At 60.3% G+C, this 13,607-nt stretch carries 12 protein-coding genes, 1 tRNA gene and 1 other RNA gene; 11 read left to right on the forward strand and 3 right to left on the reverse strand.

What is annotated here, in order from left to right; all coding sequences use genetic code 11:
* Positions 1-134 precede the first annotated feature (134 nt).
* The 3 genes from bglF to IT763_RS00385 all read left to right on the forward strand — a co-directional run bounded on the left by bglF (position 135) and on the right by IT763_RS00385 (position 4,939).
* A complete protein-coding gene (gene bglF / locus IT763_RS00375) occupies positions 135-2,000 on the forward strand; it encodes a PTS beta-glucoside transporter subunit IIABC (RefSeq protein WP_016929538.1) in 1,866 nt (621 codons plus the stop codon).
* A gap of 14 nt (positions 2,001-2,014) precedes the next feature.
* The gene (locus IT763_RS00380; RefSeq protein WP_115435362.1) at positions 2,015-3,418 is read left to right on the forward strand and encodes a glycoside hydrolase family 1 protein; all 1,404 of its coding nucleotides are present in this window, start codon (positions 2,015-2,017) and stop codon (positions 3,416-3,418) included.
* Between the two features lie 150 nt (positions 3,419-3,568).
* A complete protein-coding gene (locus IT763_RS00385; RefSeq protein WP_370530997.1) occupies positions 3,569-4,939 on the forward strand; it encodes a carbohydrate porin in 1,371 nt (456 codons plus the stop codon).
* Here the strand turns inward: IT763_RS00385 and IT763_RS00390 are convergent, their stop codons facing one another.
* A complete protein-coding gene (locus IT763_RS00390) occupies positions 4,940-5,539 on the reverse strand; it encodes an HD domain-containing protein (protein WP_016929535.1) in 600 nt (199 codons plus the stop codon).
* A gap of 97 nt (positions 5,540-5,636) precedes the next feature.
* Between IT763_RS00390 and IT763_RS00395 the strand changes: the two genes are divergently transcribed.
* From IT763_RS00395 to IT763_RS00430, 8 genes are all read left to right on the forward strand, one after another.
* Positions 5,637-6,101, forward strand: a complete 465-nt coding sequence (locus IT763_RS00395) for a MarR family winged helix-turn-helix transcriptional regulator (protein ID WP_016929534.1) — start codon at positions 5,637-5,639, stop codon at positions 6,099-6,101.
* A gap of 160 nt (positions 6,102-6,261) precedes the next feature.
* Positions 6,262-6,687, forward strand: a complete 426-nt coding sequence (locus IT763_RS00400) for an organic hydroperoxide resistance protein (RefSeq protein WP_004934114.1) — start codon at positions 6,262-6,264, stop codon at positions 6,685-6,687.
* A 225-nt stretch (positions 6,688-6,912) separates the two neighbouring features.
* Complete coding sequence (eptB, locus tag IT763_RS00405; protein WP_016929532.1) at positions 6,913-8,607, forward strand: kdo(2)-lipid A phosphoethanolamine 7''-transferase; 1,695 nt, start codon at positions 6,913-6,915, stop codon at positions 8,605-8,607.
* A gap of 123 nt (positions 8,608-8,730) precedes the next feature.
* Positions 8,731-9,321: a transcriptional regulator UhpA gene (uhpA, locus tag IT763_RS00410; protein WP_004934117.1), complete on the forward strand. Its 591-nt coding sequence runs from the start codon at positions 8,731-8,733 to the stop codon at positions 9,319-9,321.
* Positions 9,318-10,862 carry a signal transduction histidine-protein kinase/phosphatase UhpB gene (uhpB, locus tag IT763_RS00415; protein ID WP_049299603.1) on the forward strand — a complete coding sequence of 515 codons (1,545 nt, stop codon included), beginning with the start codon at positions 9,318-9,320 and terminating at the stop codon, positions 10,860-10,862. The genes uhpA and uhpB overlap by 4 nt, the downstream gene beginning before the upstream one ends.
* Before the next feature lie 96 nt (positions 10,863-10,958).
* Entirely contained in the window at positions 10,959-12,290 is a 1,332-nt protein-coding gene (locus tag IT763_RS00420; protein WP_004934121.1) for an MFS transporter, read from the forward strand.
* Positions 12,291-12,410: 120 nt separating this feature from the next.
* A tRNA-Pro gene (locus tag IT763_RS00425) sits at positions 12,411-12,487 on the forward strand.
* 37 nt (positions 12,488-12,524) lie between these two features.
* Positions 12,525-12,653: non-coding RNA, RtT sRNA (locus IT763_RS00430), on the forward strand.
* Positions 12,654-12,702: 49 nt separating this feature from the next.
* Here the strand turns inward: IT763_RS00430 and IT763_RS00435 are convergent.
* Positions 12,703-13,050, reverse strand: a complete 348-nt coding sequence (locus IT763_RS00435) for a glycosyl transferase family 1 (RefSeq protein WP_206195067.1) — start codon at positions 13,048-13,050, stop codon at positions 12,703-12,705.
* Entirely contained in the window at positions 13,050-13,337 is a 288-nt protein-coding gene (locus IT763_RS00440) for a DUF6516 family protein (RefSeq protein WP_048796360.1), read from the reverse strand. The genes IT763_RS00435 and IT763_RS00440 overlap by 1 nt, the downstream gene beginning before the upstream one ends.
* Positions 13,338-13,607: the final 270 nt, after the last annotated feature.

A 13,607-nucleotide genomic window follows, 5' to 3' on the forward strand; every position in this document is an offset into this window, starting at 1 on the left:
CTAAACCTCGCGTTTCTGTTCCCCGATGGGGCAGAGGCCGCGAGGTTTAGGTTTTTTTTTGCGCCGAATTTCGCTCCTGCGCCAGGCCAGTGCGGGGCGGGGAGCGGCAGAACGCGAAGTCTAAGGATAACCGTATGAAATATGACACATTAGCCAGTGAGATTTTGGCCGGCGTCGGTGGCCGCGACAATGTGAAAAGCCTGGTGCATTGCGCTACCCGCCTGCGTTTCAAGCTGCGCGACGACAATCGCGCCAACGCGGCAGCGCTGAAGAAAAATCCGGGCGTCATCATGGTGGTGGAGAGCGGCGGCCAGTTCCAGGTGGTGGTGGGCAACCACGTGGCGGAGGTGTTCGACGCGGTCAATCGGGTCGGCGGATTGGCTGACGGTGCGTCGAACGGCAGCGATGCGGACGATAAAAAAGACAACCTGCTCAGCCGCTTTATCGATCTGGTGTCCGGCATTTTTACCCCGCTGCTCGGGGTGATGGCCGCTTCGGGGATCCTGAAAGGCTTCCTGGCGCTGAGCCTGGCCTGCGGCTGGCTGCTGGAGAGCGGCGGCTCCTTCAAAATGCTGTTCGCCGCCAGCGACTCGTTGTTCTACTTCTTCCCGATCATGCTCGGCTACACCGCCGGAAAAAAATTCGGCGGCAACCCCTTCGTCACCATGGCGATCGGCGGCGCGTTGACGCATCCGCTGATGATGGCGGCCTTCGAAGCGGCGCAGCAGCCGGGCGCGGTGCGCGAGTATTTCTTCGGCATTCCGCTGACCTTCATCAACTACAGCTCGTCGGTGATCCCGATCATCTTTGCGGCCTGGGTGTCCTGCCGCCTGGAGCCGTTGTTTAACCGGGTGATCCACAGCGCGCTGCGCAATTTCATCACGCCGCTGCTGTGCCTGGCGATCACCGTGCCGTTGACCTTCCTGCTGATCGGCCCGGCGGCAACCTGGCTCAGCCACCTGCTGGCCAACGGCTATCAAAGCATTTACGCCTTTAACCCGATCATCGCCGGCGCCTTTATGGGGGCGATGTGGCAGGTGTGCGTGATCTTCGGCCTGCACTGGGGATTGGTGCCGTTGATGATCAACAACCTGAGCGTGCTGGGGCGCGACACCATGGTGCCGCTGCTGTTGCCGGCGGTGATGGGGCAGGTCGGCGCCACGCTGGGCGTGATGCTGCGCACCCGCGACGCCAAACTGCGGGCGCTGTCCGCTTCGGCCATCGGCGCCGGGATTTTCGGCATCACCGAACCGGCGGTGTACGGCGTCACGCTGCCGAACAAACGCCCATTCATCTTCGGCTGCATCGGCGGCGCGCTGGGCGGTGCGGTGATCGGCTACTTTCATACCTCGGTCTACTCGTTCGGCCTGGTGAGCGTATTCACCTTCGCGCAAATCATTCCCAACGGCGGCATCGACGCCACGGTATGGGGCGCGATCGGCGGCACCCTGCTGTCGTTCGTGTTCGCCGCGCTGGCCAGCTACCTGTTCGGCGTCGCGCCGGCGGAAGAGACGGCGCAGCCTGAAGCCGCCGCGCCGCTTAACCGCAAACAGACCATCCTCAGCCCGATCGCCGGCGACATCGTGCCGCTGGATCAGGTGAACGACGCGACCTTCGCCAGCGGCCTGCTGGGGAAAGGGGTGGCGATCGCGCCGCAGCAGGGGCGCGTAGTGGCGCCGGTGAGCGGCAGCGTGGCGTCGCTGTTCAAAACCAAACACGCCATCGGCATCGAATCGGACGACGGCGCGGAGATTCTCATCCACGTCGGCATCGATACCGTGAAGCTCGACGGGGCGCATTTCACCGCCCACGTGCGGGAAGGCGAGCGGGTCGCCCCGGGCGATCTGCTGATCGAGTTCGACCAGGCGGCGATCCATGCTGCCGGCTATGACACCACCACGCCGATCATCATCAGCAACAGCGATGACTACGTGGACGTGTTGACCAGCGGCCTGTCTCCGGTGCAGGAACAGGCGCCGCTGCTGACTTTATTACGTTAATTGAGGAGCAAGCGATGAACGGCAAGTTTCCGCAACATTTTCTGTGGGGCGGCGCGGTAGCGGCGAACCAGGTAGAAGGCGCGTATCAGGCCGACGGCAAGGGGCTGTCGACCTCCGATCTGCAGCCGCAGGGCATCTTCGGCGCCATCACGCCGCGCGCGGCGGGCGACAGCGGCATCAAGGACGTGGCGATCGATTTCTATCATCGTTACCCGGAGGACATCGCGCTGTTCGCCGAGATGGGCTTCACCTGCCTGCGCACCTCGATCGCCTGGACGCGCATTTTCCCGCAGGGCGACGAAGAGACGCCGAACGAAGCCGGGCTGGCGTTTTACGATCGGCTGTTCGATGAGATGGCGAAATACGGCATTCAGCCGCTGATCACGCTGTCGCACTATGAAATGCCTTACGGCCTGGTGAAGCGCTACGGCGGCTGGGGCGATCGGCGCACCATCGATTTCTTCGAGCGCTACGCGCGCACCGTGTTTGAACGCTACAAGCACAAGGTCAAACACTGGCTGACCTTCAACGAGATCAACATGTCGCTGCACGCGCCTTTCACCGGCGTCGGCCTGCCGCCGGAGAGCGACAAGAGCGCCATCTATCAGGCGATCCACCATCAGTTGGTGGCCAGCGCCAAAGCGGTGAAGGCCTGCCACGAGATCGTGCCGGAGGGCAAAATCGGCAACATGCTGCTGGGCGGCATTCTGTATCCGCTGAGCTGCAAGCCGGAAGATCTGCTGGAAACCCAGCGGCAAAACCGCGACTGGCTGTTCTTCGGCGATGTGCAGGCGCGCGGCTATTACCCGGCCTATATGCAGCGCTTCTTCCGTGAAAACGGCATTCAGGTGGCGATCACCGAGGAAGATCGGCGAACGCTGCGCGAAACCATCGATTTCATCTCGTTCAGCTACTACATGAGCGGCTGCGTCACCGCCGACCCGGAGCAGCATGAGACGGCGCGCGGCAACATTCTCGATATGGTGCCGAACCCGCATCTGGCCAGCTCGGAGTGGGGATGGCAAATCGATCCGATCGGGCTGCGCTACCTGCTCAACGTGCTGTACGACCGCTATCAGAAGCCGCTGTTCATCGTCGAGAACGGGCTGGGCGCCAAAGATCGCGTCGAGGCCGACGGCAGCATCAACGACGACTACCGCATCAACTACCTCAATGACCACCTGGTGCAGGTGGCGGAAGCGATCGACGACGGCGTCGAGGTGATGGGTTACACCAGCTGGGGGCCGATCGATCTGGTCAGCGCTTCGAAGGCCGAAATGTCGAAGCGCTACGGCTTCATTCACGTCGACAGGGACGATGCCGGCAACGGCAGCCTCGAGCGCCGCCGCAAGAAGAGTTTCTACTGGTACCGCGATGTGATCCACAGCAACGGCGCCAGCCTGAAAGACCGACGCTAACCCTTCAGCCCGGCGGCAAGCGCCGGGCGTTAACTAACGTTATTCGCTGCTGTTCATGATGGGAAATTCTCTCCCAGGGAATGCTGTTGCCCGCAGTCAGCCGTTATGCGGAGAAATATAATAATGATGAAAAGCTTATTACCTCGTTCCATGACCCTGGCGGCGCTGGCGTTGCTCTGTAGCCAGGCGCAGGCGGAAACGCTGCAAACCGGCAAGGACGTCGAAGCCCCCACCGCCAAATGGGAAGGGGTGGCGCTCGGCTTTGAACCGCCGCAGCCCGGGCTGTTGGGGGATATGCTGGGGATCAGGCCGATCCTGGAGGATCATGGCTTCCACTATAACCTCGGCTACCTCAGCCAGCTGTCGTATAACGCTGGCGGCGGTTACAACCACGATAAACAGGCGTCGTATATCGACCAGTTTTCGCTGACCTTCAGCCAGGATTTGCAGGCGCTGACCGGCATTCCGGACGCGGCAATCGAAGGCAATATCGTCAACCGCAACCATGACAACAACCTGACCCGCGATCGGCTGCAGGATCCGCGCGTCGGCCTGACCGATCTGTCGCAGGAGAGCTTTGGCGGGCAGTCGATCACCCGGCTGGGCTGGTTGACCTTCAGCCGCTCCTTCCTCGATCGCCGGCTGCAGTGGCGCATCGGCATGATGAACAAGGTGCAGGATTTCGATCAGATTATCCCCTGCGATTTTCAGACGCTGACGCTGTGCGGCGGCAAGTCCGCCAACTCGTTGACCTGGTACAATTGGAACGTGCATTACTGGGGCACTACGCTGCAGTACAAACTGACCGACGGCCTGACGCTCAAGGGCGGGGTGATGGAACAGAACCCGAGCGCCCCCAGCCGCAGCCACGCCTGGAGTTGGTCCACCAAGGGCAGCAAAGGCTTCCTGTTGCCGATGGAGCTGGAGCTGAAAACCCACGCCGTCAACCAGTTGCCGGGGGTGTATAATCTGGGTGTGCTGTTCACCAACGCGCGCCAGCGCGATCTTTATGAAGGGGTGTCCGGCGGGCCGGGCGCCAGCGATCCGCAGGGCTATCGCAGCCACGATCGCACCTGGTTCCTGTATACCGGTTTCAACCAGCAGGTGACGCGCCATGCGGACGACGTCAACCGCGGTCTGAGCGTGTTTTACAGCCTGGGGCTGGGGGATCAGCGCAGCAACTACCTGCACTGGTCAACCTCGACCGGCATCCGCTATCGCGGTCTGTTCGATGCGCGGCCGGACGACTGGCTGGGGCTCGGCGTCTCGGTGGTGAAACTGAGCGACCGCTACAAAGACAATCAGCGTTATCTCAACCAGATGAGCGGCATCAGCGATTATCACGATCCGAATTACCGGCCGGTGCCGGGCCACTCGGTGACGGCGGAGCTCTATTATCGCGTTAACGTCACGCCGTGGCTGCAGCTGCAGCCGGGCCTGCAATACTGGCATCACCCGGCGGGCGTCAGCGAGACGCAGGACGCCTGGGTGACGGCGTTGAAAACGGTGGTGACCTTCTGATCAGGCCGCGTCGCTCTCGCGGTAGCGCCGGCGGGCGTGCTCAAACCAGCTGGCGGGCACGTTGTGCGGCGGCTGCTGCAACCTGAGCAGCCCCTGTTCAACGATATGGCTGGCCTGGCGCCACAGCGTCGGGTCGCCTTCGGTCAGCACCTCCAGCAGGCGCTGTTTCTCGATCAGGTAGGTCTGGGCGAAGTGGCTGTCGTAGTCCAGCAGCGAGCGGGTGTTATCGATAAGATCCGCCAGCTTGATGGTTTTGGCCTGCGGCGACGCGCCGGCGCTGTGGCGCCGATCGCGGTTTTTGCGCTCGAAGCGGTTGCCGTCCTCGGCGCGGCTGACGTTGGTCAACATCCGCACCAGTTCCGCCACTTTTGGCCCAAAGTGGCTGTCGATATCGCCGAGGGTGGTGGGCGTGTCTTCCACCGTGTCATGCAGCCAGGCGGCCGCCAGCATCTCTTCGGTGTGCGGCACGCTGCGCACCAGCTCCATGACCGCCTGCGGGTGGACGATGTATGGATCGTCGGTGTATTTGCGGCGCTGATCGATGGCCGCATGCGCCTTGGTGGCGTAGCGGCGCGCGCGTTCTGCAAGCGTATTCGTCATTTCCTTTCCCTCCGAGCATCCTCTGCATAAAAAAAAGGTAGCATATCTCACAAGAAATAGCTTGCGATTACATCGTGCACTATCTATATTCACAAGCATGAAAAGCACCGATACCGCACAACCCAACGCGAAGAACCTGCTGCAGCTCGATCAGCAGCTCTGTTTCGCGCTGTACTCCGCCAACCTAGCGCTGCACAAAGTCTACCGCAAGCTGTTGAATCAGCTCGAACTCACCTACCCGCAATACCTGGTGATGATGGTGCTGTGGGAGCGCGATCGGGTGACGGTATCGGACATCGGCGAGCGACTGTTCCTCGATTCCGCCACGCTGACGCCGCTGCTGAAGCGGCTGGAAACCGCCGGTCTGCTGGTGCGCTATCGCGCCACCGCCGACGAGCGGCAGGTGATCATTGCTCTCACCGAAGCCGGCCGCGCGCTGCGTGAGCGGGCGCAATCGGTGCCCGAGGCGGTGATGTGCGCCACCGACTGCAGCCTGGACGAGATCGTCTCGCTCAAACAGCAGTTGGAAAAGCTGCGCGGCAGCCTGATCGATCAGATTTGACCCGCCGCCGCCGGACGCAAGAACGGCAGGGGTGGTCTACACTGGTTAATAAGCGTCAAAAATAAGTAGTGCACGATTTAATCGCAAAAGATAAATATGTGACCGGCTTTACTTCGTGGAAGCCGTAGTCATCTCGCCAACCAGCAAGAAGGAATGAACGATGTCTATTGAGAAAGTGGTTTACCGCGCTCACGCCACCGCAACCGGCGGCCGCGACGGCCGTGCGACCTCCTCCGACGGCGTGTTGGACGTGAAACTGGGCGTGCCGAAAGAGATGGGCGGCGCCGGCGGCGAAGTCACCAACCCCGAGCAGCTGTTCGCCGCCGGTTACTCGGCCTGCTTCCTCGGCGCGTTGAAGTTTGTCGCGGCGAAAGAAAAGGTCAAAATCCCGGCCGAAGCCAAGATCGACGGCACCGTCGGCATCGGTGAAATCCCCAACGGTTTCGGCATCGAAGTGCAGCTGGATATCTCGCTGCCGGGCATCGAGCGCAGCGTGGCGGAAGATTTGGTGAAAAAGGCGCACGTGGTGTGCCCATACTCCAATGCCACCCGTGGAAATATCGATGTGACTCTGAACGTTAAGTAAGATTTTTGCCGAAATCTGGAAAAAATGGAGGGTTTATCCCTCCATTTTCTTGCGTGCCCTGCCTGAAAATCGCTCAAAAAAACGGTAAATTTTGTCCGTTTTGTGAGAATTCTCTTGATTATTACCCGCAAAATAACGCTTATTGCCGGTTGGCTGAACCAGAAGCCGCAATCAGTGTCTGACTGAGTCAGAACCGCTACACCGTCCCCGGAGCCACCGCGTTACATGAACAAAGTTAAATCGCTATCACAGCAGAATTTATCGTTATTGTTAGCGATCTATATCGGCATCTTTCTAAACCTGTCCGTTTTCTATCGCCGTTTTGATTCGCTGGCGCACGGCATTCAGGGAATTAAGCTTATTTCGGCGGTGACGGAAGTCATCGCTATCGTCCTGTTTACGTTCTTCATCATGCGGCTGGTATCGCTCGGCGGCCGGCTGTTTTATCGCATCGTCGCCTCGCTGCTGGTGTTGATTTCGGTTGCCGCCAGCTACTACATGACGTTTTTCAACGTGGTGATCGGCTACGGCATCGTGGTGTCGGTGATGACCACCGATATCGATCTGTCGAAAGAGGTGGTTGGCCTGCACTTCGTGCTGTGGATGGTGGCGCTCAGCGCCTTGCCGCTGCTGCTGATCTGGAAAAACAACCTGCGCTATACCCTGATAGAACAGCTGAAAACCCCTGGTCATCGCATCAAGCCGCTGCTGGTGTTGCTGGCGGTGGTGGCGCTGGTCTGGCTGCCGCTGCGCATGCTGGACGACGAGCAGAGCGTGCAAGAGAAGCTTTCCAACGTCGATTTGCCGAGCTACGGCGGCGTGGTGGCGCACTCGTATCTGCCGTCCAACTGGCTGTCGGCGCTGGGGCTGTTCGCCTATACCCGCTATGACGAAAGCCAGGACCAGAGCACGATGTTCGATCCGGGCAAACACTTCACTTATGTACCGCCGGCGGACATCGACGACACCTACGTGGTGTTTATCATCGGCGAGACCACGCGCTGGGATCACATGGGCATGCTGGGCTACGAGCGCGATACCACGCCGCGGCTGTCTAAAGAGAAGAATCTGGTGGCGTTCCGCGGCGAGTCGTGCGATACCGCCACCAAGCTGTCGCTGCGCTGCATGTTCGTGCGTGAAGGCGGCACCGAAGACAATCCGCAGCGCACGCTGAAAGAGCAGAACGTGTTCGCGGTGCTGAAGGATCTGGGCTTCTCTTCCGAGCTGTTCGCCATGCAGAGCGAGGTGTGGTTCTACAACAACACCGAGGTGAACAACTATTCGTTCCGCGAGATGATCGCGTCCGAGAAGCGCAACGACGGCAAGGCGGTCGACGATATGCTGCTGGTGGACGAAATGAAGGAGTCGCTGGCGCGCTATCCGAAGGGCAAGCACCTGGTGATCCTGCATACCAAAGGCTCGCACTACCTGTACTCGCAGCGCTATCCGCGCAGCTATGCGCGTTATCAGCCGGAGTGCATGGGGGTGGACGATTCCTGCACCAAGGCGCAGCTGATCAATGCGTTCGACAATACGGTGCTGTATACCGACAGCTTTATCAGTAATGTGATCGATCAGGTGCGCGACAAGAAGGCCATCGTGTTCTATGCCGCCGATCACGGCGAATCGATCGGCGAGAATACGCACCTGCACGGCACGCCGCGCGAAATGGCGCCGCCGGAGCAATTCCGCGTGCCGATGATCGTGTGGGCGTCGGACAAGTTCCTCGAAAACCCGCAACACCTCAGTGCCTTTGAGCAGTTGCAGGCGCAGCAGCGCATCGGCAAAACGCATCGCCACGTCGAGCTGTTTGACACCCTCCTTGGCTGCCTCGGATACACGTCTCCCGATGGCGGCATCGTGGACAAAAACAACTGGTGCCATCTGCCGCAGGATAAAACGGCACCTGCCCGCCTGTAACCTCTCCCGCCGGGTGCCTGCCTTGCGCACCCGGTAATTTCACCCAATACATTCTCTTCATCAATTATTCCGGTATGCGCATACGGTATACTTGCGCACTTCCCCTGCTAACCGGAGATTTCCATGACCCTGCGCGTGGCGTTTATCGACGATCATGACATTGTGCGTTCGGGCTTTGTGCAACTGCTGTCGCTGGAGGCCGATATTCAGGTGGTGGGCGAGTTCAGCAGCGCGGCGCAGGCGCGCGCCGGCCTGCCGGGGCTGGAAGCGGAAATCTGTATTTGCGACATTTCGATGCCGGACGGCAGCGGGCTGGATCTGCTGGCGGACATTCCTTCCGGCATCCGCGTGGTGATGCTGTCGATGCACGATAACCCGGCGCTGGTGGAAATGGCGCTGGAACGCGGCGCCAGCGGCTTTCTCTCCAAGCGCTGCAAGCCGGAAGATCTGATCACCGCGGTGCGCACCGTCGCCGGCGGCGGCGTCTACCTGATGCCGGAAATCGCGCAGCAGCTGGCGCGGGTGAGGGTCGATCCGTTGACCCGCCGCGAGCGCGAGATCGCGCTATTGCTGGCGCAGGGCCAGGAGGTGCGTGAGATCGCCGCCGCCTTGGGGCTGTCGCCGAAAACGGTGCATGTGCACCGCGCCAACCTGTTCGCCAAGCTGGGCATCAACAACAACGTCGAGCTGGCCAGACGGATGCTGAACCTGTGACGCAGCGCCTGATCACCCAGCTGGCGCTGTTTTTCATCTACGCCGCCAGCGCGTTTTGCCTGTGGGGCATCGGCACCGCGCTGATCGCCCCCCCCTGGCAGGCGCTGCTGCTGTTTCCGTTCGGCCTGCGCATGGGCATTTTGCTGCAGAGCCCGTACCGTTTCTGGCCGGGGATCCTGCTGGCCGACCTGCTGCTGATGGCATTGCTGGCGGATCAGTTCGGCTACGGCCCGGCGCTGTGGGCGTCGGTGGCGGTGCTGGTGTTGACGGTGTTGCTCAGCCTGCTGGCCTCGCCGTGGCTGTTGCGCCATCAGCAGAGCGACAGCGAATGGCGCTGGCCGCTGTTGCAGGGCGCGGTGGTCGCCATTGCCGCCTTGCTGCAGGCGCTGGTATGGCAGCTGGTGAGCGGCGAAGGCGCCCGCGCGCTGTTGCTCGGCCTGACCGGCGGTTTCACCATCGCGCCAACCTGCCTGCTGTTGTGGCACTATCTGGCGCGCCAAATCTGGGTGCCGCTGGAGCCGGGGCTGATCCACAAGCCGGTGGAGCTGCGTCTGGGCCACCTGGCCAGCTATCTGTTGCTGTTTGCGTTCAGCATCTGGCTGCAGCAGCAGGTTAACGCCGCCGAGCTGCGCCGTTTCGCGCCGTTCTGCCTGGCGATCCCCATCGTGTTCATGTCTTATCGCTATGGCTGGCAGGGCGCGCTGTTGGCGACGCTGCTCAACGGCGTGGCGCTGATGGTCAACGAGCCGCCGCAGCCGGAGTCGCACCGCGATCTGCTGCTGTCGCTGCTGGCCCAAAGCCTGACCGGGCTGCTGCTGGGCGCCGGCATTCAGCGCCAGCGCGAACTGAATCAACAGCTGCGGCTGCGGCTGGCGGAGAATCGGCAGCTGGCGCGGGCGCTGGTGACGGCGGAGGAGCAAACCCGGCGCGAGGTGGCGCGCGAGCTGCACGATGAAGTGGGGCAGACCATCACCGTGATCCGCACCCAGGCCAGCATCGTCAAACGTCTGGCGCCGGAACCGGCGGTGATCGGCTGCGCCGACGCCATTGATGCGTTGGCGCTGCGGGTTTATGACGGGGTACACGATGTGCTGACCCAGCTGTGGCCGGCGGCGCTGAACAACCTGCCGCTGTCGGCGGCGGTGGCGGCGATGCTGCGGGAGTCGCTGCCGCAGGACGCGTCGCTGGTGAGCAGCCTGCAGTGGCAGGTGCCGGACGAGCTGCTGGATGAAACGCTGAAAATTACGCTGTACCGGGTGTGTCAGGAAGGGGTGACCAATGTGTGCCGCCACGCCGGCGCCAGCCGCCTGGAGCTGGATGCGCGCCTGCAGCCGCGCAAAGGCGCCGCGCCGCAGATCGCCCTGACCATCCGCGACAACGGCGTGGGCTTCGATGCGGAAAACCATCAGCCGGGATACGGCCTGCGCGGCATGCAGGAGCGCATCAGCGCCCTCGGCGGCAGCCTGCGGTTCACCGCTGAGCGGGGCGCCTGTTTGAGTGTGATCTTGCCCACAGTTTCACCGGCGCAAACGCAAAACTAGGAAAAACTCCTAACCGCCTCGAGAATCCGGCGTAAGCCCCCTGCGCGCGCGAGGAGCATCATAGCGGCACTTTAATTCAATCCTCTGAGGTTCCACATGTGGTCTTTCCTTAAAAGCCGCCCGGATGCGCCGCAGGTCACCGATCAACGGCAGATCGACGCCAGCTACAAATACTGGCGCATTCAGCTGATGTGCACCATGTACATCGGTTATGCCGCGTTTTACTTCACGCGCAAAAGCTTCAACTTCATCATGCCGGCGATGCTGAGCGATCTGGGTCTGACGATGTCCGACGTCGGCATCCTCGGCACGCTGTTCTACATCACCTACGGCTGCTCGAAATTCATTTCCGGCATGATCAGCGATCGCTCCAACCCGCGTTACTTTATGGGGCTGGGCCTGATCATGACCGGGGTGCTGAATATCTTCTTCGGTCTCAGCTCATCGTTGCTGATGCTGGGCACGCTGTGGATCCTCAACGCCTTCTTCCAGGGCTGGGGCTGGCCGCCGTGCTCAAAAATCCTCACCAGCTGGTATTCGCGCTCCGAGCGCGGCAGCTGGTGGGCGATCTGGAACACCTCGCACAACGTCGGCGGCGCGCTGATCCCGTTGTTGGTCGGCTTTATCTCGCTGCACTTCAGCTGGCGTTACGGCATGATCATTCCCGGCATCATCGGCGTGGTGCTCGGCCTGCTGATGTGCTGGCGCCTGCGTGACAAGCCATCCACCCTGGGGCTGCCGAGCGTCGGCAAATGGCGCAACGACGCCATGGAGCTGGTGCAGGAATCGGAAGGCCAGGGGCTGAGCAACCGCGAGATCATCAAACGCTACGTGCTGACCAACAAGTACATCTGGCTGTTGGCGGTCTCTTACGTGCTGGTGTACATCGTGCGCACCGCGATCAACGACTGGGGCAACCTCTATCTGACGCAGGAAAAGGGCTATTCGCTGATGACCGCCAACTCGGCCATTTCGCTGTTTGAAGTGGGCGGCTTCATCGGTTCACTGGTGGCCGGTTGGGGCTCCGACAAGCTGTTCCGCGGCAACCGCGGCCCGATGAACCTGATTTTCGCCATCGGTATCTTCCTGTCGGTGGCGGCGCTGTGGCTGATGCCGGGCGTGACCTACCTGCTGCAGGCCTGCTGTTTCTTCGCCATCGGCTTCTTTATCTTCGGCCCGCAGATGCTGATCGGCATGGCGGCGGCGGAGTGCTCGCACAAGGATGCGGCGGGCGCCGCGACCGGTTTCGTCGGCCTGTTCGCCTACCTGGGCGCGGCGCTGTCCGGCTACCCGATCGCGCGGGTGATGGAGATCTGGCACTGGAACGGCTTCTTCGTGGTGATTTCCATCGCCGCCTGCCTGTCGGCGCTGTTCCTGCTGCCATTCCTGCGCGCGCAGACGCCGGCGCTGAAACCGGCCAACGCCTGAGTAAAATACGCTGCGCAGCCCCCGGCGCAGCGCATTATGGCGCTTTTATCACCACTTGAAGTGCAGGGGCAAAAAAGTGATTGACGCCTATAACCGCCAGCAGTAAGATGCGCCCCGCATCGGCGAGTAGCGCAGCTTGGTAGCGCAACTGGTTTGGGACCAGTGGGTCGGAGGTTCGAATCCTCTCTCGCCGACCACCATTCGAAAAACCTGCTTTTTTAAAGCAGGTTTTTTTTCGCCCGTCGTTTATGAGGATGAGCACCTCCGCAGGAGGTTCGAGCCTCGCGAAGCGAGACAACGTTGCTTTAGCAACGGCCCGCAGGGCGCGCATCAACGATGCGCGTAATCCTCTCTCGCCGACCACCATTCGAAAAACCTGCTTTTTTAAAGCAGGTTTTTTTTCGCCCGTCGTTTAGGCGGCTTTGCCTACGACGAAGTCAAAATGGATTTCGTCATAGGGGAAAATCACGCCTTGTTCACCTCTATCGACGATGCCACAGCCTAACAGCGACTGCAGATCGGTATGCACCGCTTTCACATCGCGCTTCACTCGGCGCGCGATTTCCCGAATGGAAAGTTCGCCGGCGCCGGTCATGGTATGCAAGATATGCATTTTCTTGGGTGATAAGGTTTTCCACAGACTCTCCCAATCCAGGAATGTGATGTATTGCCCTTGAGCGCTTTGATGACCTGTTGTGGCTTCCTTCAGTGCAAGTTTCATTTCTTCGACTGAAGCGAACCGAATAGTGACTGTGTTCATCATGACTCCTCTGTAAGCTGCATAACCTCGCGCCAGAAACTGTCGAGCAAGGCATCAATGGTCGTGAAATTAAGCGGCTCTTCTTTTCCATCGATATGTTTGTGATCGCCTTTACCCGCTTCATTGTCATAGCGCAGTCGACAAATGCCGTCTTTTACATAAGCAAATCGGTATTTATAACAGTGGCCGCTGGCCCTGACGGGCGGCACCACCCGCCAAATGACGAGCTGCGCAAATGCTGCAGGTGCCAGAGGTATCCTGTCTTGGTAGATTAGCTGCGAAGGCATGCCCTTTCCTTAAGTGTTGTTCACATTACCAACACAGTCAGGGTGTTGTCAATAATGACAACACCCTGACTGAAGAGTGTGGTGCAATACTGATAAATATTTATCTTTCCTTAATAGAAAATTCACTATCCTTATTTGTCATGCTTTCTTTTATTTATATTAAAATAAATTCACGCTTGCTGAATAAAACCCAGTTGATAGCGCTCTTGTTTTTGCGCCTTTTTTATTTATAGTCTGAATGTACGCGGTGGGAATGATTATTTCGCCACG

The organism is Serratia sp. CMO1, from assembly GCF_015689115.1.
Lineage (GTDB): Bacteria > Pseudomonadota > Gammaproteobacteria > Enterobacterales > Enterobacteriaceae > Serratia > Serratia marcescens.